At 72.3% G+C, this 18,938-nt stretch carries 18 protein-coding genes; 10 read left to right on the top strand and 8 right to left on the bottom strand.

The features are described from left to right. Positions 1-3 precede the first annotated feature (3 nt). Positions 4-897, bottom strand: coding sequence for a helix-turn-helix domain-containing protein (locus tag ACQEV1_RS25490; protein ID WP_285624784.1), 894 nt, complete (start codon positions 895-897; stop codon positions 4-6). A 538-nt stretch (positions 898-1,435) separates the two neighbouring features. On the opposite strand from ACQEV1_RS25490, the gene ACQEV1_RS25485 reads away from it, so the two are divergent. The 3 genes from ACQEV1_RS25485 to ACQEV1_RS25475 all read left to right on the top strand — a co-directional run bounded on the left by ACQEV1_RS25485 (position 1,436) and on the right by ACQEV1_RS25475 (position 3,435). After that, positions 1,436-2,332, top strand: a complete 897-nt coding sequence (locus ACQEV1_RS25485; protein ID WP_433396555.1) for an alpha/beta hydrolase — start codon at positions 1,436-1,438, stop codon at positions 2,330-2,332. A gap of 96 nt (positions 2,333-2,428) precedes the next feature. Next, positions 2,429-2,845, top strand: a complete 417-nt coding sequence (locus ACQEV1_RS25480) for a DUF2795 domain-containing protein (protein WP_433396553.1) — start codon at positions 2,429-2,431, stop codon at positions 2,843-2,845. A 116-nt stretch (positions 2,846-2,961) separates the two neighbouring features. Continuing rightward, on the top strand, positions 2,962-3,435 hold the full coding sequence (locus tag ACQEV1_RS25475; protein ID WP_285624792.1) for a general stress protein: 474 nt from the start codon (positions 2,962-2,964) through the stop codon (positions 3,433-3,435). Positions 3,436-3,445: 10 nt separating this feature from the next. Here the strand turns inward: ACQEV1_RS25475 and ACQEV1_RS25470 are convergent, their stop codons facing one another. From ACQEV1_RS25470 to ACQEV1_RS25455, 4 genes are all read right to left on the bottom strand, one after another. Continuing rightward, on the bottom strand, positions 3,446-3,841 hold the full coding sequence (locus tag ACQEV1_RS25470; protein ID WP_285583346.1) for a hypothetical protein: 396 nt from the start codon (positions 3,839-3,841) through the stop codon (positions 3,446-3,448). Continuing rightward, positions 3,838-4,083 (bottom strand): hypothetical protein, encoded by a 246-nt coding sequence (locus tag ACQEV1_RS25465; protein WP_285583347.1) that lies wholly within the window; start codon positions 4,081-4,083, stop codon positions 3,838-3,840. The genes ACQEV1_RS25470 and ACQEV1_RS25465 overlap by 4 nt, the downstream gene beginning before the upstream one ends. Before the next feature lie 64 nt (positions 4,084-4,147). Then, entirely contained in the window at positions 4,148-4,960 is an 813-nt protein-coding gene (locus tag ACQEV1_RS25460; protein WP_285624796.1) for a hypothetical protein, read from the bottom strand. Further along, on the bottom strand, positions 4,953-5,729 hold the full coding sequence (locus ACQEV1_RS25455; protein ID WP_285624799.1) for a protein phosphatase 2C domain-containing protein: 777 nt from the start codon (positions 5,727-5,729) through the stop codon (positions 4,953-4,955). Before ACQEV1_RS25455 ends, ACQEV1_RS25460 begins: the two co-directional genes overlap by 8 nt. 267 nt (positions 5,730-5,996) lie before the next feature. Between ACQEV1_RS25455 and ACQEV1_RS25450 the strand changes: the two genes are divergently transcribed. Together ACQEV1_RS25450 and ACQEV1_RS25445 are read left to right on the top strand one after the other, a co-directional pair. Then, a complete protein-coding gene (locus ACQEV1_RS25450) occupies positions 5,997-6,947 on the top strand; it encodes a hypothetical protein (RefSeq protein ID WP_433396551.1) in 951 nt (316 codons plus the stop codon). A 219-nt stretch (positions 6,948-7,166) separates the two neighbouring features. After that, entirely contained in the window at positions 7,167-8,111 is a 945-nt protein-coding gene (locus ACQEV1_RS25445; RefSeq protein ID WP_433396549.1) for a GNAT family N-acetyltransferase, read from the top strand. Between the two features lie 63 nt (positions 8,112-8,174). On the opposite strand, the gene ACQEV1_RS25440 is transcribed toward ACQEV1_RS25445, so the two are convergent. Together ACQEV1_RS25440 and ACQEV1_RS25435 are read right to left on the bottom strand one after the other, a co-directional pair. Further along, complete coding sequence (locus ACQEV1_RS25440; protein ID WP_433396547.1) at positions 8,175-9,065, bottom strand: Vgb family protein; 891 nt, start codon at positions 9,063-9,065, stop codon at positions 8,175-8,177. Positions 9,066-9,517: 452 nt separating this feature from the next. Next, positions 9,518-9,961, bottom strand: a complete 444-nt coding sequence (locus tag ACQEV1_RS25435; RefSeq protein WP_285624809.1) for a hypothetical protein — start codon at positions 9,959-9,961, stop codon at positions 9,518-9,520. A 1,041-nt stretch (positions 9,962-11,002) separates the two neighbouring features. Between ACQEV1_RS25435 and ACQEV1_RS25430 the strand changes: the two genes are divergently transcribed. From ACQEV1_RS25430 to ACQEV1_RS25410, 5 genes are read left to right on the top strand one after another with little or no spacing between them, the layout of a single operon-like run. Further along, entirely contained in the window at positions 11,003-11,527 is a 525-nt protein-coding gene (locus tag ACQEV1_RS25430; protein ID WP_285624811.1) for a hypothetical protein, read from the top strand. Between the two features lie 37 nt (positions 11,528-11,564). Beyond that, on the top strand, positions 11,565-12,551 hold the full coding sequence (locus ACQEV1_RS25425; RefSeq protein ID WP_433396544.1) for a hypothetical protein: 987 nt from the start codon (positions 11,565-11,567) through the stop codon (positions 12,549-12,551). A 57-nt stretch (positions 12,552-12,608) separates the two neighbouring features. Further along, positions 12,609-13,208: a hypothetical protein gene (locus tag ACQEV1_RS25420; protein WP_433396542.1), complete on the top strand. Its 600-nt coding sequence runs from the start codon at positions 12,609-12,611 to the stop codon at positions 13,206-13,208. Between the two features lie 52 nt (positions 13,209-13,260). Continuing rightward, positions 13,261-16,791 (top strand): protein kinase domain-containing protein, encoded by a 3,531-nt coding sequence (locus ACQEV1_RS25415; RefSeq protein WP_433396540.1) that lies wholly within the window; start codon positions 13,261-13,263, stop codon positions 16,789-16,791. 16 nt (positions 16,792-16,807) lie between these two features. Further along, the gene (locus ACQEV1_RS25410) at positions 16,808-17,269 is read left to right on the top strand and encodes an NUDIX hydrolase (RefSeq protein WP_433396538.1); all 462 of its coding nucleotides are present in this window, start codon (positions 16,808-16,810) and stop codon (positions 17,267-17,269) included. Here the strand turns inward: ACQEV1_RS25410 and ACQEV1_RS25405 are convergent. Continuing rightward, positions 17,245-18,663 (bottom strand): FG-GAP-like repeat-containing protein, encoded by a 1,419-nt coding sequence (locus tag ACQEV1_RS25405; RefSeq protein ID WP_285624822.1) that lies wholly within the window; start codon positions 18,661-18,663, stop codon positions 17,245-17,247. The genes ACQEV1_RS25410 and ACQEV1_RS25405 overlap by 25 nt on opposite strands. Between the last annotated feature and the right edge of the window lie 275 nt (positions 18,664-18,938).

Below are 18,938 nucleotides of genomic sequence, written 5' to 3'. Positions count from 1 at the left end.
TTTTCATGATGTCCACATCTCCCGGGCGATCCTGGATATTCGCTCCATGGACTCCGCCGGCCCGAGCGCCTCTGCACTGAGTCGTTCGAAACTAAGCCTATACCGGTAGGTTTCGGTTGCCTCTTCTAGATACGAACACCCGTTGAGGTGCTCGATATACACGACATCATGAAACTGAATCCCGCCCACCAACGGGAATTGCAGAAGCGTGAAGGACCCCGTCGCGATGGGATGAGGTCCATCAAGTGGAAGAACTTGGAGGCTCAGGTTGGGGAGAACGGAGAGCTCTTCGAGGTGCTGCAACTGCTCGGTCATCACGGAGGCGTCGCCGTACCGCCTGAGGAGGAGGGCCTCGTCCAGCACGACCGACAGCTGGAGGGGCGTCTCGCGGGTGAGCACCGACTGGCGGGCCAGGCGGGCCTCCACCCGGGCGTCGACGCGGCTCGGCGGGATCACCTCGGTCGAGTGCGAGCGTTGCTCGACCGCCTGCGCGTACGCCTCGGTCTGCAGGAGGCCGGGTACGACCTGGGTCTCCCACTGCCAGATCTCCTCGGCCTCGATCTCGAGGCCGATATAGGAGGCGTACTGCTCCGGCAGCGCGTCGGAGAACGCCTCCCACCAGCCGCGACGAACGGCGTCGCGGGCGAGCTGGAGCAGCTGTTCGCGGTACGAGCCTTCGACGCCGTACAGGTCGAGCAGCTGCCGGACGTCGGCGAAACGCGGAGCCTGGCGCGCATTTTCCAGCCGGCTGACCTTGGAGGCGGACCATCCCAGCCGCTCGGCGACGTCGTCACCGGTGAGATTGCCGACCTCCCGCAAACGCCTCAGCTCTGCCGCGAGCCGACGATTACGGACAGTGGCACTTCCGGGCCGGGGCAACCCTGAATCCTCTCCCACCCGGGCCGATGGCGTATTCCCGTCAGCCGAAATCTACAAATCTGGCGCAACTGTTATAGAGGCAGGAAGTAACGGAGTCAAGAAACCGCCGCTACACCTTTTAGTGAAACTTGCGAACGAGACGACCTTAGCGGACAACGCACCAAACAGCCAAGCGGTCAATCCGCTATCGGACACCTTGCGAAGATTGTGGACCGATACAGGTTCACAACAGAGATTCGTGTGACTTTCCTTCCCTGTGAGAACCATTGTGACACCTGAGGCGGGGGGTACACGAATGCCGCGCACGCCAGGCCGCCCCGCCTGCGAGGCACGGCGGTGCAGGATCGTACTGGATGTCCGGCCACAAGGGCGTGCGAATGGTGACAGTGGGGCCACGGATCGCACTCCCGCCCAGGTCAGACACCTCCGCCGGAGCCTCCCCACAGCGCGTGCGTGGACCGCGAACGCCCGCGAGACACGCGAACCCGCCCGGGCCTGCTCGCGTCGATACCTGTACGGACCGGCCGTAAGGGGCCGGCCAGAAAGGAGCCGTCGCATGGTGCCGAGGCGGACGTTCGTGTTCGGGGGCGCGGCGCTGGGGGGTGTCGCGGTCGCCGGCGGAGCCGGGGCGTTGCTCGTCGAGGAGGACGTCCTGCCGGGCAAGGTCGCGTTCGACCGGGCGATCGGACGGTGTCGCACGCTGCCGGAGGCGCCGGCCACCGCGGGCGTCGTCCGTTCCACGACCTTCCACTCGCGCCGCCGGCGCACCGACGTCACCGCGACCGTCGTGCTGCCCGCGGGCGTCACCTCGCCGCGCGGCCTGCCGGTCGCCGTCGCGCTGCACGGGAACGGCGGCACCGGGGCGAACACGGCCCGCGGCCTGCGGCTCGACCGCTATCTCACCGAGGCCGTACGGACCCGGAGCACGCCGCCGTTCGCTCTGGTGGCGGTGGACGGCGGGCCGAACTCCTACTGGCATCCGCGGGCGAGCGGCGACGACCCGCTCGGCATGATCACGGACGAGCTCCTGCCGCTCCTGAGCCGCCAGGGCGCCCGGACCGACCGGTTCGGGGTGATCGGCTGGTCCATGGGCGGGTACGGGGCGCTGGTGGTCGCCGAGACGGTGGGCGCGCCGCGCGTGGCGGCGACGGTCGCGGCGTCGCCCGCGGTCTTCCCCTCGTACGCGAACGCCCGCCGGACCAACCACCAGGCCTTCGACGGCCCGGGAGACTTCGCGCGGTACGACGTGTTCCGCGGGCTGGGACGGCTCCACGGAGTCCCGGCCTGGGTCGACTGCGGGACGAGCGACCCGTTCGCCCCGATGGTGCGGCGGCTGCGCGACCGGCTGCGTCCGGCCGGGGCGATGACGCGCGGATGCCATGACGGGGCTTTCTGGCTGCGGCGCCTGCCGGCCCAGCTCGCCTTTCTCGGCGACCGGCTGACATCCGCCTGAACACCATGCGACCTGGGACGACTTCCCCGGGGCGCGGCGGCGAAGGTAGACTCCGAAAACAAGGTCGAATGACGTCCGGCCGATTTCATCGTGGCAGTGGGCGCGTTTCTCGATGCGTTGATTGACAATCGGGGGGCGACCGGATTCATGGGCGACACAAAACTGATCAGTCCGGCCCTGTTGCAGCGACACCTTCACAAGGCCGGGTTTCCCGCCACCCGCGGCGAACTCCTCGCGCACGTCCGCGAAGAAAGCGACCGCGTGATCGCGGCCCTGCGTGAGCTTCCGGACCGGCGGTATTCGCGGCCCACGGAGGTGAGCCGGGCGTTCGCGGAGTCGGTGAGCGGTTATCTCGGCGATATGTCCTATCCGACGCGCCGGGACGATCTCGCCGGGCACGCCGAGCGTCAAGGCGCCCCCTGGCCGGTGGTCGAGGCGCTACGGCGAATTCCGGACCGCCGGTACGACCGTCCCGAGGCGGTCGCCGAGGCCGTCGCCGAAGAAGAGGAATGACCGCGCCTGCCATCCATGGCATCGCGCCGGTCGTAGCCGACGAACGGGGGTCCGAGAATGAGCGAGCGAATCAGAAAGCCGGCGCGTCTGGTCGCCTCTCCTGTGAAGGAGGCCTCATGAGCGAGCGGAGCGCCATCGGCCCGCACAAGGTCGTACTGGGCACCTACAGCAGTCACGAGGCCGCCCAGCACGCGGTGGACCTGCTCGCCGAGCACAAGTTCCCGGTGGAGCACGTGACGATCGTGGGCACCGGGCTGAAGCTGGAGGAGCGCGTCCTCGGCCGCTGGACGCTGGGCCGCGCGCTGCTGACCGGCGCGAGCACCGGAGCGTGGATCGGGCTCCTGGTCGGCCTGATCTTCTGGATCGTCACTCCCCGTCTGGTGGAGGGCGCGGTGATCTCGGGCGTCATCCTGGGCGTCCTGTTCGGCGCGGCCTTCTCGGCCGTCGCCTACTTCCTCCAGAAGCGGGCGTACACCTCGATGCGGTCGGTGGTGGCGGACCGGTACGACCTCCTGGTCGACGCGGAGTTCGCCGAAGAGGCCCGCCGGCTCCTCTCGGCCGTGCTGTCCACCCCCGAGAGCGCTCGCTGACCGGGCGGTCTCAGGGCAGGCTCTGCACCGCCAGGCCGAGGGTCCTCCACTTGGCCGCCGCTTCGGCGCTGGTGACGATCGGCCAGCCTCGGTCGGCGGCCGCCCGCGCCACGTGCGCGTCGACGATGTCGCGGATGCCGGCCTGGCGGGCGGCGTCACCGATGGCGAACGCGTTGCGCTCGTCGAGGGCCAGCACGACCACCGAGGCGCTCTCCACCGCCCAGGCGAGCTCCTGGAGGCCGCGTTCGTCGGCCACGGCCGCGGCCTTCGTCAGGGCGGTCGCGGGCGCCACCAGGCTGTAGCCGCGGGCCGCGACGAAGCCGACCAGCGCGCGCATGTGCTGGCTACGGCCGGTCGCGAGGTCCACCAGTGCGGGAACGTCCAGGACGCGGCCGGAGAGGTTCACCGAGTCCGCCGGGAGTCCCCGTCGGCACTCTCGAAGATGCGGCGCGCCCAGTCGGTCGCCTCGTCGTCGAACGGTCCCCAGCGGCTCTCCACGGCGGCGACGAGCCGGTCGCGCGCCGCGCGGTCGCGTACGGCTTCGGAGACGTAGGCCGAGACGCTCGGCGCGGCTCCGGACGCGACGGCGGCGCGGGCGCTCTCCAGCACCTCCGCGGGCACCGTGACCGTGATCTTCTCCGTGGCCATGGACCCATGGTATGGCCAAAGCCGCAAGAAAGTATGGCTTCGCTGGTGAATACGGTTCCGCGCGTCAGAGACAGGGGCCGTCAGGCGTGAGCTCGGACTGCCGGAGCACCCGGTTCTCCCGGCGCCACAGCAGCCGGATCTCCTCTCGCAGCGCCGGATCGCTGCGGACCCGCGCGGCGAACTCCGCGGAGTCGCGGGTGCCGGCGAGCCGGCCGAGCCCGGGCAGGTCGGCGAGCAGCACCGTCAGCAGCGCGGCCTGCGAGGTCAGGCGGAACGGCCGGCCCTCGCGGTCGGTGAGGCAGCCGTGGCGCCCGGCGTACAGGCCGCAGCCGACCGGCACGCCGTCCAGGGACACGCGCACGGCGGCCGGCGTGCGGAGGCGGTGGTAGTTCGGCTCGGTCGCGTCCACGACGGCGAGCTGGTCGTCGTCGAGCCACAGGACGATGAGCCGCGCGGTGGCGCCCGGCACGAGCACTGGGGCCGCCGGGACGTATCCGGGCCGGCTCACGTGTGCGGACACGCCGGGCACGAGACCGGTCACCTCGGCGTACGTCATCGGCACCAGGATCGGCGCCCGCCCCGCGAGCTTGCGGTGCACCTGGGCGGGCGAGCCGTTGGACCCGACCGCCAGGACGGGGTGCCGGTCCGCGAACCGTGACCCGCCCGCGTCGCGGAGCGCGTCGTCGAGGGTCTCCCCACCGGGGAGGCGCCGGCTTCCCGGCGGCGCCCCGGGTTCCTCCCGCAGCGCGAGGAAGCGGTCGCCGGCCAGCAGCCCGGACTCCGCCGGCGGCCGTCCCGGGTAGACCAGCGGGTCGCCGATGGGGTCACGCGCCAGGCCGAGCGCGCCGAGGCTCCCTGCGGGGCCCGGTTCAGCCACGCGTCACGACCACGGCGGTGGCGTCGTCGTGCGGTTTGCCACGCGTGGCCGGCGCGGCGAGCTCGGCCGCCCGTACGAGGTCGATCACCCGGCCGGGTCCGGCGCTCCGCAGCTCCCGCAGCAGGTCGGGCCACGTGCCGCCGAAGCGTTCGACCAGCCGCGTGACGCCGTCACTGAGCAGCGCGAACATCTCGACCTCCGCCCAGGGGAACGTCGCGGTGACCGCCTCGTACGCGGCGGCGCGGCTGGTACTGGCCACCCAGAAGCCGCCCGGCCGGTTGCGGTGGGTCCGGACGGTCTCCAGCGTGTACGGCGGGCCGCCCGGGAGCCGGGTGAGACGGTCGTCCTCCACGACGACGACCGAGCCGTCCGTGCGCCGCACGACGACGGGCGAGTCGGCGAGCACGAGGCACTCCAGCTCGCCGCGGTCCCAGCGGGCGATCGCGACCGTCGAGGAGGGGCTGTCGGGGTTGGCCAGGTCGCAGGTGTCACCGTGCGCGGCGCAGACGTCCTTGATCGCGTCGGCCAGGACGTCGGGGAGGCCGCCGTCGGACCCGGCCGCCAGCCGGGCGCTCAGCGCCGCCGCGAGCCGGTGCACCAGCCAGGCGACGTCGTGCGCGCAGCCGCTGTCGACGCCGGCGGGCGCGGTGGCGCCGTCGAGCACGACCGCCCAGCCCGGACCGGCCACCACGTAGTCCTCGTTGACGGCGCCGGGTGCGGGCCGCGTCGCGTAGCCCACCTGGGCCGGCGTCTCACCGGGAGCGCTCACGAGCCCTCCATCGCCGGAAGGAGGGCTCGTGCGCGTGTGGTCGTCGATTCGCTCATGTCGTCCGCGATCGTAGCGAGGGCCGGCGGATGACCTGGGGGCGGTCCGGAGACGCGCGACTCACCGACTGTCGACCTTACGGGCGAAATGACAGGGAATATGACAAAGTTCGACCGGCGGTTAACTTTCCCAGACAGGTCCGTGGCTTCGGTGATTCTGGCTTCCTCGCGCCGGTTCCGGTGCTGGTGCACGGTGTGGAGCGCACTGGCGGTGACCGCCACGGCGGTGTGCCTCTGGGCGGCGTTCCTCGCCTACTCCCCCGCGATGGTGATGGCGGTCACGACGGGCGCCGCGCTGGCCGTCTACCCGGCCGTCCTGGCGCGCAGCCGGTTGTCCCTCACCGCCGCGGACCTGCAGGCGCGCTGGCCGCACAGCACGGCCGGCCCGCCGATCCCGTGGGCGGAGATCACCGGCGTCGAGCTCCGCCGGGGGCTCCTGCTGGAGAAGGTGCAGGTCATCACCGACCGGCCACGGGTGTTGTTCGCGCCCGCGCGGTTCCGGTACCGCGCCGATCCGGTCTTCGACGCGGCCGTGGCCGAGCTGTCCCGGCGCAGCGGCCGACCCGTGGGCGCCGCGCGTCCGCGGCTGGGCGCCGTCGCCGCCGGCGGTGCCGTGTGGGTCGCGTGCCTCGTGCTGCTGACCGCGATGGAGGCGCCTTGGAACGATCCGTCGTGGCCGTGGCGTCACGAGGCGGGGCGGCTGCCCGGCCTCTGCTCCATGTTCGCCTCGACCGCCCGGGTGCTGCTGCCGCCCGGCGACCGTACGCCCGACGCCGACCTGCTCCTGCTCGGCTCCGTCGCCCGGCAGGAGGGCTGCACCTGGAGAAGCGGCGTGGTCGGGACCTTCTCGGTCGGCCTGGGGCTGACCCACAAGGGCCCGTTCAGGAGCGCCGGCGCGACGGCGCATGACGGCTTCCGCCGTACGGTGGCCGGGGCCCGTCGCCCGGACCGGCACGCCACGCCGGTGAGCGGTCTCGCCGACGAGGCACGGGAGATCATCGACGGCACCGGCGGGATCGGCCTGACCACGGTCGACCTGATCGCCCGCCGGGCCAACGTGATCGTCACCGTCCGCCTCATCTCCACCGCCCCCGCGCCGGACGCCGCGCGTGCGGTCGAACGCGCCGCCCGCACCGCTCTGGCGAATGTCAGGTTCGGCTGACCCCGGCGGCGGCCACCGGAGTCCGTCTTCCGGAGAAAAGGGTTTGCCGGCAGGCTCCGGACGACTGTAGGACTGGCGTCCCGGCCTCACGCGAGGCCTGTGACGTACGAGAGGAGGGCAGGCCGATGCATCCCATGATCACCGCGCTCCGCCCCTCCCGGGACGTGGACCACCACTGATCCCGGCACGGACGGGCGCACGCCTCCACCGGAGAGTGCCTTGACCGTAGAACGGAACGACCTGACCCTCCGCCCGCTCACCGGGCCCGACGAACTCCCGCTCTTCACCCGGCTCCCGTACCGGACGAACGACGAGCTCGCGGCCGACCTCGCCGAGGGGCGACGCCGCCCCTCGTGGATGTGGATGGCCCTGCGCGGCGACCGTCTCATCGCGCGGGCCGCATGGTGGAGCCGGCCGCACCAGGACACGCCGCTCCTCCTCGACGTCTTCGACCTCGATGACGACGCGCCGGACCGGCTCGACGCCGGCGCCCGCCTGCTGAGGACGGCGATGGCCGAGGTCGTCCCGCCGGGCGCCCCGATCCCGGAGTACATCCGCTTCGTCCCGCCGGACTGGCGCGAGTCGCCCGGTCCGCGCCGGGCCGCCGAAGAACGCAGGTCCGTCGTCGAGAGCCTGGGCGCCCGGCCGCTCGTCGAACGCCTGCGGATGGAGTGGCGACGCGGTGGCCCCGTCCCCGAGCCGGGCGGGCGGCTCGCCTTCCGCCCCGTCGGCGACACCGAGGAGCTCATCGGCCTGATGACCGAGGTGCTGGACGGCACGCTCGACGCCCACGGCCGCGCCGACCTGACCCGCATGCCGGCCCGCGCGGCGGCCGAGGCGCACTACGAGGACGAACTGGCCCGCTATCGGAGCCCGCGGGAGTGGTGGCGGATCGCGACGCTGCCGGACGGCGATCCGGTGGGGTTCGTCGTCCCCGCGCACAACGGATACAACCCGGTCATCGCTTACATCGGTGTACGCCCCGCGCATCGCGGTCGAGGGTACGTCGACGAGATCCTCGGGGAGGGCACCCGGGTCCTGGCCGCGCAGGGCGTGGACCGGATCCGGGCGTCGACGGATGTGGGGAACACCCCCATGGCGAAGGCGTTCGCTCGCGCCGGCTACCCCGCCTTCGAGCACCAGCTCGACATGACGTGGAGTTAGCGCCCATCGTGCCTGCCGCGGATGCGCGGTCCGCGCATCCGCGGCAGGGCGCCGGGGCCCGGGTCAGAGGGCGGCCTTGGCGATCTTGTCGACGTAGTCCTCCGTGAACCAGAGGTTGTCGTCCTGGGCGACGGTGATGTCGAACGGCCCGGCCAGCGTGTTGGGCAGGGCGTACTCGTTGACGGTGCCGGATGTGGTGCTGCTCGCGAGATTGCCGGCGACCTGTTCGACGAACCAGAGGTTGTCGTCCGGGCCGGTGGTGATGCCCCAGGGGAAACTGTTGGGGTCCGACAGCGGGTATTCGGTGAAGGTTCCGCTGGTGGTGACGGACCCGATCTTTCCGGCTCCGTCGGTGTACCAGAGCTTGCCGTCGGGGCCGGCCGTGATCCCGATGGGCATGGCTCCGCTGCTGGGCACGGTGTATTCGGTCACGGACCCCGACGTCGTGACCTTGGCGACGCCGCCGGTGAGCGCCTCGGTGAACCAGAGGTCGCCGTCCGGGCCGGTGGTGATGCGCATGGGGTAGGCGCCCGACGACGGCACGGTGTACTCGGTGATCGTCCCGGAGGTCGTGATCTTACCGACGTCGTTGCCGGTGAGGTCGGTGAACCACAGGTTGCCGTCGGGGCCGGCGGTGATGTCCCAGGGATAGGCGCCCGCGCCCGGGAGGGCGTACTCGGTGAAGGCGCCGGTGCCGGTGATCCGGCCGATCTTGCCCGCGTTGGCCTCGGTGAACCACACGGCGCCGTCGGGTCCGGTGGTCAGGTGTGCGGGCTGGGAGTCGGCGGTGGGTACGGAGTACTCGGTGAACACCCCGGCCAGGGTGACACGCCCGATCTTGTTGGCGTAGTTCTCGGCGAACCACAGGTCGCCTTCGGGGCCGAGCGTGATGCCGACGGGTGACGACGGGCTGGTGGGGATGGACAGTTCACTGATCGTGGGAGCTTGCCTCATCCGGGCCGTCCGTGCGACGGAGTCCGGCCCTGGGGGCGACGGGAAGTGGCAGCGGATGGCGCGGTGACGCGGCATCCGTTTGATGGTGAGGCACAGTTTCACCCACGGACGCATCCGGTCGGGATGAGGTATGGCGGATGCCGCGGCCACGGACGCGTTCACCGCGAGGACGAGCGCGGTGAACGCGCATAGGAATCGAAATGACGTGAATCTGTGACGCATGACGTCCCTTCCACCGAAGAATGAAGTGAGCAGACGGGCGGCCAGGCGACATTTCGGGGCTTGAAGGTCGAGATCGCCGGATTTCCCTGTTGGTCCCGGCGTGACGCTTGGCGGCCGTTCCCGGACACCATCGCGAGTACGCTTCAGGGCCGGCGGTCCAGACATCTCCAACAGCGCGGGAAGATATGCTCGCGGCCGGTTATCGGTCCGTCAATTATTACGACTCATTTTCAGGCGACGGCGTGGGTGATGGTGCCGGTGTAGGTGCCGGCGACGGCCGAGCCCGGGACCGTGACGACCAGCGTCGGGGCCCAACTGGTGGAGGTGACCCCCGCCGCCTTCCCGGCGGTGAAGGCGGTCACCGTTCCCGACAGGGAGACGCGCTGGGCCGCGGTGGGCTCGCCGGCGGTGCGGGTGCCGGCGCCGGAGAAGGCGGTGACCGGGCCGGACCAGTAGGCCACGGCGCTCTTGGCGATCGTCTCGGCGGAGGTGCCCCTGCCGGTGGTGAAGTTGGTGGCCGAGACCGTCGCCGTCCAGCCGGCGACGCCGGGGCGGCCGTCGCTCACGGTCACCGTGCCCATCGACGCGCTGATCGTGCCGCCCAGGGGGCCGCTGCCCAGATTGGCGGTGTCGGGCACGGTGATCGTCAGCACGGACGCCCGTGCCGCGGTCATCGGCCGGCGAGACGCCCGGGCGTCGCCGGCCGCACACGATGAGCGGACCGTCCGCGACCCGCGTCGCTCACCGCGTGGGACGGCGACGAACGCGGCAGGCCGGACGCGGTCCTTGGGATCGACCGGCGACCCGCGACGGGCGCGTCGTGGCCGCCCGCTCAAGATCGCGCGCCCGTTCCGGCCCGCTGAGGCGGCAGGGGTGACTCCCCTGTCGCGCGTGGCGTCTTCCGAAGGGGACGGGTCCGGCCGCTTCCGCGTGGTGGGCTCATCCGCCGGATCCGGCGATGGGGAGGCGAGCAGCGAGGGCACCGGGAGACCGGGCGAAGCCGGGGCCGTCGCCCGGCCCGGTCTCATCGGACCGGCGGACGCGGCGTGCCGCGGTGCGTCCGGCGGGCACGAGACGCTCATCGGGGACATCCGCCATGGTGCGTGGCCGCCGGGTGTGGCCCGAGCCGCCGGAGTGCCCGACGTGACGGCAAGAGCGACCACCGCCAGCACCAGGCCGGCCCGGTCGCACTGGCTCATCAGCTTCACCGATCCGTCTCCTGACCGTCGCGTCGGCCGTCTCACAGGCCGGTACAGCGTAGATCTCCGGATCGGGCCATGCCAGCCGGCCACACCTCCCGGCGGTAAATCGCGAACAAAGACATCATCGGGCACGGAACCCGCATCATTCACGGCGGGCTCCCGAGCCGGTTCGGACGGCATTCCGGATTGGTCCGGTGCTGAATTATCCGGAAATCAATCCTGTTCCATCAACTGGGCAACCCCGCCATTCCGGCGGGACACATCATCATTCGCATCCGCCGCCGATCGGCGCACTTCGGTATTCCTCACCGACCAAGCAGTGATCAAGCAGCGGGCAAAACTGACCGGCCGGTGTCACGGACGGTTTCGGCGCGATGATCGCTGAGCAAGATCTGATCGCCTGCATCAGCCCGACGTCATGGGGCGGGGCGTGCATCGAAGGGAATGGCCACGTTGTCCGGAACACGCCGTCTCGGCACCGCCCTAGCGGGCGTTGCCGCCATCACCTCCGCCGTGCTGGTAGCACCGGCCTCACACGCGCGGGCCGGTACCTGCCCCGCCTCGACCACCTGCCCGACCACGGTGACGTTCGCGGTGACGGCACCGGACTCGTTGACGATCACCGTGCCCGATGGGCCGGTCAACCTCGGCGGTAACACGCCCGGTAACCAGATCACCGGGCAGCTCGGCCTGGTCACGGTCTCCGACCAGCGTGCCTCGCTGACGGCCACCTGGACCTCCACGGTGTCGGCGAGCAACTTCACCACCGGCGGCGGTACCGGCGCCGAGACCATCCCCAGCAGCAGCGTGCAGTACTGGTCCGGCCCGGCCACCGCCACCACCGGCACCGGCACGTTCGTTCCCGGACAGGCCAACGCCGCGGCGGCCGTCACGCTGGATCAGCCCCGGACCGCGTTCAGCAAGACCACCGGGTCCGGCGACAACTCCGCCACCTGGAACCCCACGCTGATCGTCAACGTTCCCACGCAGGCGGTGGCCGGCACCTACACCGGCACGGTCAGCCACCAAGTTGCCTGATACGCCCGCACCGTGGCGCGCTCGCGCGGTCGCCGCCATGCTGACCGCGTACGCCTGGACCGGGCCGGCTCCGGTCCAGGCGCGAGCCGACGCCGCGCCGCCCCCGGACGTCCCGAACTCCATCGCGATCGGCCTGACGGGCATCCCGGCCAGCCGGCTGGACGACCCGCGCGCACGACTGTTCATCGATGACCATGTCAACCCCGGAACCACCTTCACCCGGAGCCTGCGCGTCTACAACACCTCGGACAGGCCCCAGCGCCTTCGGCTGTACGCCGGCGCCGCCACGATCAGGAAGCACCGGTTCGGCTTCCCCCCGCCCGCCGCCCCCGGCAACGAGCTGACCTCCTGGATCCACCTCGACCACACCGCCCTCACCGTCCCGGCGCACGCCGGCGCGCCGCTGGCGGCCAGGTTCACCGTGCCGGCCTGGGCGCAGCCCGGCGAACGGTACGCCGTCATCTGGGCGCAGGTGTCCTCCGAGAAGGCCGGGCCCCACGGCAACGTCACCCTGGTCAACCAGGTCGGCACCCGCGTGTACCTGCACGTGGGGCCGGGCGCCGAACCACCCTCGGACTTCCAAGTCGGCCCGCTGCGGGCCCAGACCACTCCCGACGGTCACCGCACGCTGACCGCCACCGTCGCCAACACCGGCCAGCGCGCCATCGACCTGGAGGGCCGGCTGTGGCTGACCGGTCCCAGCAACCTCAGCGCCGGTCCCTTCACCATCACCCGTGGCACGACCCTGGCCCCCGGCGACCGCGGGCCCGTCACCGTTCCGCTGGGGCCCGACGTGCCGGACGGGCGCTGGAACTACCGCCTCACCCTCCGCAGCGGCCGCGTCACCCGCACCACGACCGGCACTCTTCTCCTTGCGGAGAGGGCGGGTGCCTCCGGGCGGCTCGCCTCGCTCACCCGCCTGTCCACGATGCCGCTCACTCTCGTCCTCGCCGGCATCGTCTCGGCCGCGCTGCTGGTGCTCATGCTCGCCGTCCGCCGACGCCGGGCCCGACGGAGCCCGTGAGGCCGAAGCCGCGAGGACGAGGCCGCGGAGGAAACGGCCACGACGGATAATCCGGGTGTGGACGTTCCTGAGCTTCTCGCTCGCGCGTGCGAAGTCGTCCCGGGCGACGTGCGGAGCAACGCCGGGTTCTCCCCCGACGACGTTCGCGCGTGCCTGCACCGCGCCGAGTGGGACTCCGCTCTCGAGCTCCTCGTGGACCTCCCGGACTCTCCGTGGCAGACCGTCGCGTTCTGGCACCTGCTCGAACGGGCCGCCGAACTCCTGTGGATGCACCGGGACGCGGCCTGGTGCCGGTGGCGCGGCCGGGAGGTCCGCCACGGCGTCATCCGCGCCGAGCTGCGGCTCGTCCCGCCCGAGGCCGCCGGTGGCCGTCGCCTGCCGATCCCCGGTGCGGGACAGCTGCGTCCGATGTGGGCCGTCGGCGCTCCCGACACCGAACTGCGCATCGCGCGGGTCTGGGTCGAGCGCGCACCGGAGATCCCACCGGGCGGGCGCGGCGTGATCCGGCTCGCACCTCTCAGCCCGGCCGCCTGGAGCCACCTCGAACGAGGTGCGCTGATCACCATGCACGAGGGAAGGCCGGTGGCCGGCACCGCGACGATCGTTCAGGTCACGCCCCCGCGGGAGCCACACGTCGAAGGGCCCGAATCACCGTGAACCACCAACTCGGCGGCCGTTTGGTGCATCTTTTCCTGTGAGGGGAGGCACGATGCCGATGAGCCGACGCCGCCGGGACGCCGACGAGCGCACGGTCGCGGGCCGCTATCGCCTGGAGGCCAAGCTCGGCGCGGGCGGCATGGGCGAGGTGTGGCGGGCGCGCGACGAACGCCTGGGCCGTACGGTCGCGCTGAAGCTGATCAAGGGCGGGGACGGACCGGACTCACCGGCCGGCCTCGCACGGTTCGAGCGCGAGGCCAAGGTGACGGCGATGCTGTCCGGCCATCCGCACATCGTGACCCTGTACGACTTCGGCCGAGACCCGATCTTCGTGGTCATGGAGATGCTGACGGGCCGTACCCTCGCCGACGTCCTGCGGGAGGGACGGCCGGAGATCGGCCGGGTGCTCCGATGGTGCCGGCAGGTCAGCGAGGCACTGGCCGCGGCGCATTCGGCCGGCATCGTGCACCGGGACATCAAGCCGGCCAACCTGCACGCCGGGCCGGACGACACGGTCAAGGTGCTCGACTTCGGCATCGCCGCCCTGACCGCGGACGCCGGCGACCACACCCGGATGACCACGACCGGCGTCGTCATCGGCAGCTGCCCGTACATGGCGCCGGAGCAGATCCGGGCCGAGCCCGTGGACGGGCGCACCGACCTGTACGCCCTCGGCTGCGTGCTGTACGAGCTGGTCGTCGGCGAACCCCCCTTCGGCACCGGTCCGATCTATTCCGTGCTGGAGGGCCACGTCAACGGCGAGGCGATCGCCCCGCGCCTGCGCCGCCCGGACGTCCCCGTCGGCCTCGACCGGCTCATCCTCGCCCTCCTCGCCAAGCGGCCCGCCGACCGCCCGGCCGACGCCGCGACCGTACGGGACTGGCTGGACGACCTCATCGCCGGTAAGCGAGGCGGGCCCGCCGCGGCGTCCCGGCTCGCGTCCCTGGACGACGTCCTCACCGAGCTGGCCCGCGCGGACGGCCGGGACGACCCGGCGGCGGCCGTGGCCGCGTACGCCGACGCCGTGCCCGATCTGGAACGAATGCTCGGCGAGGATCATCCGCAGGCGCTGGACGCCCGGCGCCGGCAGGCGGGATGGACCGCGGCCGCCGGCGACCCGGAGCGGGCCCGTGACCTGTACGCCCGGCTCGTCCCGGACATCGAGGCCGTCGTGGGGCCGGACGACCGGGGCGCACTGATCGCACGCCGCGACCTGGCCGAGCAGACCGGGCAGGCGGGCGACGCGCGAACCGCGGCGCGGCTGTACGAGGAGCTTCTCCCGGCGCTGGAACGCGTGCTCGGCGCCGACGATCCGGTGACGCTCAACGGCCGGGCGCGGCGGGCGGACTGGGTCGGCCACGCCGGCGACCCGGTCGCGGCGATCCGGCTGTTCGACGAGGTCATCCCGCAGATGCGCCGGGTCCTCGGCACCGATCACGTCGAGGTGCGGAAGGCGTTCGACGCGAAAGAGGTGTGGCGGCCGGCGGGCCAGGCCGCCGACGACCGGCGGCTCGAGCGGCTCGAACACCGCCTCGGCGACGCCGGGCTCGTCCAGAGATCCGGGGAGCGCGAACGCGCCGCGGAGCTGTTCCGCGCGCTGATCTCCGACCTGCTCGACGAGGTCGGCCCCGACCACGCGCTGACCGCGCACGCGCGGCTCGGGCTCGCCGACTGCCTGCGCGAGCTGGACGACTGGCCGGGCGCCGTACGGCTCGCGGGCGAGCAGGCGGAGTCGTACGCGCGGTTCCTGGGGCCCGACGACCCCAGGACGCTGGACATGCGGCTGATGCACGCCGGCTGGACCGACCGCATGGGCGACCCGGTCGCCGCCGTCGAGCTCTACCGCCCGCTCGTGGCCGATCTGGAGCGGGTGCTCGGCCCCGGCGACCGGCGTACGCTCATCGCCCGCCGGGATCTGGCCGACTGCGTCGGCAAGGCGGGGGACGCGGCGGAGGCCGTCGAACTGCTCGGCGACGTGGTCGCCGACCTGAACGGCGCACTCGGCCCCGGCGACGGCGTCACCGTACGCGCGCGTGAGCGGCTCGCGTGGTTCACAGCCGACACCGGAGAGAAGGCCCGGCTGTACGAGGACCTCCTGCCCGCCCTGCGGCGGGTGGTCGGCGAGGACGACGAGGTGACCCTGCGGGCGCGTCAGGCACTGGCGGGCTGCCGGGAACGGCCGGCGGAGAAGGCGGAGGCGCTCCGGCCGGTGGTCGCCGACATGCGCCGGGCGCTGGGCGCGCGGCACGGCACCACTCTCAACGCCCGCGCGGCACTGGCCTTCGCGACCGGCCAGGACGACCCGGCGGAGGGCGCCCGGCTGTACCGCGAGCTCATCCCCGACCTCGCCGAGGCCGACGCGCGGGCGACGCACGGCGGCATGGACGTGCTGCTGGCGTCGATCAACCTGTCGAGCACCACCGCCCGGACCGGCGACGCCGCGGAGGCCGTCCAGATCCTGGGCCAGATCATGCCCAACGTGGAGGAGGCCTTCGGCGCCGACCACTTCCTCACCGTGAACGCTCGCCGCAGCCTCGCCGAGCTGCGGCACCGGCTGGCCGACCCGGCTCCGACCTCGGCCCTGAACGACCGGTTCCGCGCGATCCTCGCCGACGACGCCGACCCGGCCCGTACCGCCGCGGCACTGGCCGAGCTCGTCGCGGACTTCGAGGCCGCGGTCGGGAGGGACCATCCCGACACGCTCCGCTGCCGCGAGCGGCTGGCCGCCATGACCGCGCGGGCCGGCGACCCGGCCGCGGGTGCGGAGATGTACCTGGCCCTGCTCCCCCGGTTCGAACGCTGCCTCGGCGCCGAGCACGCCGAGGCGGTGGCCGCCCGGACCAACGGCGCCCACGTGATGGACGACGCGGGCCGGTACGCCGAGGCCCTGGACACGTTCCGCCGCACGGTGCCCGACCTGGAACGGATCTTCGGCGTGGACGACCGGCGCGTGCTCGACGCCCGGTGGGCGGTCGCCTGCCTGCTCGTCCGTACCGGCGACCAGGACGGAGCCGATCGCGAGCTCGCCCAGGCGCTCCCGGTCATCGAGCGGGTGTTCGGGCCGGACGCCCCGGAGACGCGCCGGGCACGCGAGTTGCGGGCACGCTCCGCCGCTCCCCGGGAAGAGGTACGTTCGACGGCCGCCGGCGACACGAAGTTCCGGTTCACCGACGCGGCCCGGCGGGCGCTGGAGGGCGCCGTCCGGCACGCCACCGCCGAGGGCCATCCGGAGGTCACCGCGGTCCACCTGCTGCTCGAACTTCTGGGGGACCCCGCGATCGGCACGGACCTGGTCACCGTCGGCGCGGATCCGGACGCCATCCGCGCCGACGCGATGGCGGCGATCGCCCGGCTGCCGCGCGCCACCGGCTCCTCGATGGGCCGGCCGGCGGCCGACCGTGCGCTGGTCCGGGCGGCACGTGAGGCCGGGGAACACGCTCGGCAGCGCGGCCAGGAGTTCACGTGGGCCATCGACCTGCTGACCGCGCTGTCGGCGGGGTCCGGCGACGCCGCCGCGGCGTTGGTGAAATGGGGCGCGTCGAGCGGGACGCTGCGTTCGGTGGCACGCCGGCACGGCATGTGAGGGCGGTCGGCGGCCGGTGTGGTGCGTCCAGTCCACGCGTTCCGACGACGTTCGCTCCCGGCCGTACTCGGCCATCTCGCGGAGGGCACGAGCCGCCGCCCCGGCGACGCGCGACGCGTCCAGCGCCGCCGCGAGCAGCCGGAGGTCCGGAGCGGCCGGCGGCCACGTCACCAGCGCCGTCCTCGAGGAAACCGGCGTCCGCTTCGAGGCCGAAGCACTGACCGGCGTCTACGAGAACATGAAGCGCGGCATCGTCTCGCTGGTCTTCCGCTGCCGGCCGACGGCCGGCGAACCACGCCCAACCGACGAGGCCGTGGCTTTCCGTTCCGGCCGCTACATCATGCCCGCTCCCGCCAGAATCCGTTCCGCTCCAGTCTCGCGGGCCGTACGCCACGGCCAACCGGCTCTCGCCGGCTGCCGGGCTCCCCTCGGGGAAGCCCGGCAGTGGCTCGCCTACGGTGTGATCGCCCAGCCGTAGCGCGCGTCCGTCGGGTTCTGGCCGAACGCCGCCGGGCCGAACGTCATGGCGTTCTTCGTCGTGGTCCCGGAGTTCGACCCGCGCAGCGTGGTGACGACGCCGGCACCGTACGGCGCGCCGTCCCAGGACTTGTTCTCGCCGACCGCCGAGGCCGTCAGATCCGCCCGGCCGTCCGCGTTGTGGTCGATCAGGGAGACCAGCCAGCCGAACTCGTCCCCTTGCTCCGCGGTGTCCGGGACGCCAGAGCTGTCCTGGGTGAACGCCTTGGCTTTCGCGGTGGTCAGGCCGCTCCCGCCACCGCGCAGGACGACGACCTCGCCGGCGGCTGTCGCGCCATGAACGGCCTTGCCCTGCGCCCCGACGGCGACGTCGGGGTAGCCGTCGCCGTCGACGTCACCGACCGCCACGGCCGAGCCGAACTGGTCCCCGTACACGCTGGTCCCCGGCACGCCGGAGGTGTTCTGGTCGATCGTCTGGACGCGGCCGCCGGTGAAGCCGTTCGCGGTGCCGTACTCCACCTCGATCTGTCCACCGGTGTAGCCCGCGGGCTGGCCGGCGACCAGGTCGGCGTGGCCATCCTTGTCGATGTCGCCGACGGCGATGCTGACGCCGCCGTCCACCAGGACCCGGGCGTCACCCTGAATCCCGTTCGCCGAGCCGGGAAGGTAATAGACCTCCGGCGTGCCGCCGACCGCGGTCCAGGCGGCCAGCACGTCGGTGTAGCCGTCCCCGTTGACGTCGCCGGTGATGATTCCGTCCTCGCCGCCCCAGCCGTCTTCACCGCCGAGGGAAATCGCGGGATTGTCGTAGCCGCCGTGCGGGAAGCTGTAAGTGTCGACCGTCCCGGTGACGTAGACCGAGCGGGAGCCGACCAGCAGGTCGACCTGACCGTCGCCGTTGACGTCCCCCGCCCCGACGGCGCTTCCGATCGCCCTGTCGCCGGGCACGAGGTACCCGTTGCCGAGGCCGTCCGCGCTGCCGAACAGCACCGTCACCGAGCCGCTGGTGGTGTTGCCGTCGATGCTCTCCCCGAGTGAGCCGACGGCGAGGTCGGCGAAGCCGTCCCCGTTGAAGTCGCCGGCCGCGAGGGAGGATCCAAAGGCGTCGCCTTCCTCCGGATCGTCCGGCACTCCGGCGCTCGCCTGGCTGATCGTCACGCCGTTCGCCGGGTCGAGCCCGTTCTTCGAGCCGTAGACGATGGTGACGTATCCGGCGCCCCCGAGGCCGTCGACCGTGCCGCCTGGCCCGCCGATCGCGATGTCCTGGTAGCCGTCCCCATTGAAGTCATGCCCCGGTTGTGCCGACGTCGCCGAGTGGGCCGGCCCGGCGATCACCATGAGCGCGGCGGTCGTCGCGAGCGCGGCAGCCCCCCGTGTGAACAGACGTCTTCTCATTCCCCGTACTCCTTCCAACGTCTGCACGGAAGACGCTCACGCCGAAACGGCGGACCACAGAAACCAAACAAATGGCGCATTACGGCCACCCGGTGCACCGAACACCTGATCAGCCCGTCGGGTCCAGCCCACTTACGAGCTATTTTGCGGTTCGCCGGAACTTCGGACCCTCACCGAGGCAGGACCGAGGTCGCTGTGGTGACCGGGTCAGCCGCGAGTCGACCGGTGTGGTGAGCGCTGGCATGCTGAGCCGATGGGAATATTCAACCGAGGAA

It is taken from the genome of Actinoallomurus sp. CA-142502, assembly GCF_050936355.1.
Lineage (GTDB): Bacteria > Actinomycetota > Actinomycetes > Streptosporangiales > Streptosporangiaceae > Actinoallomurus > Actinoallomurus iriomotensis.
Note: the sequence above shows the minus strand (reverse complement) of the source record. Positions and strands in the feature narration are given on the sequence as shown.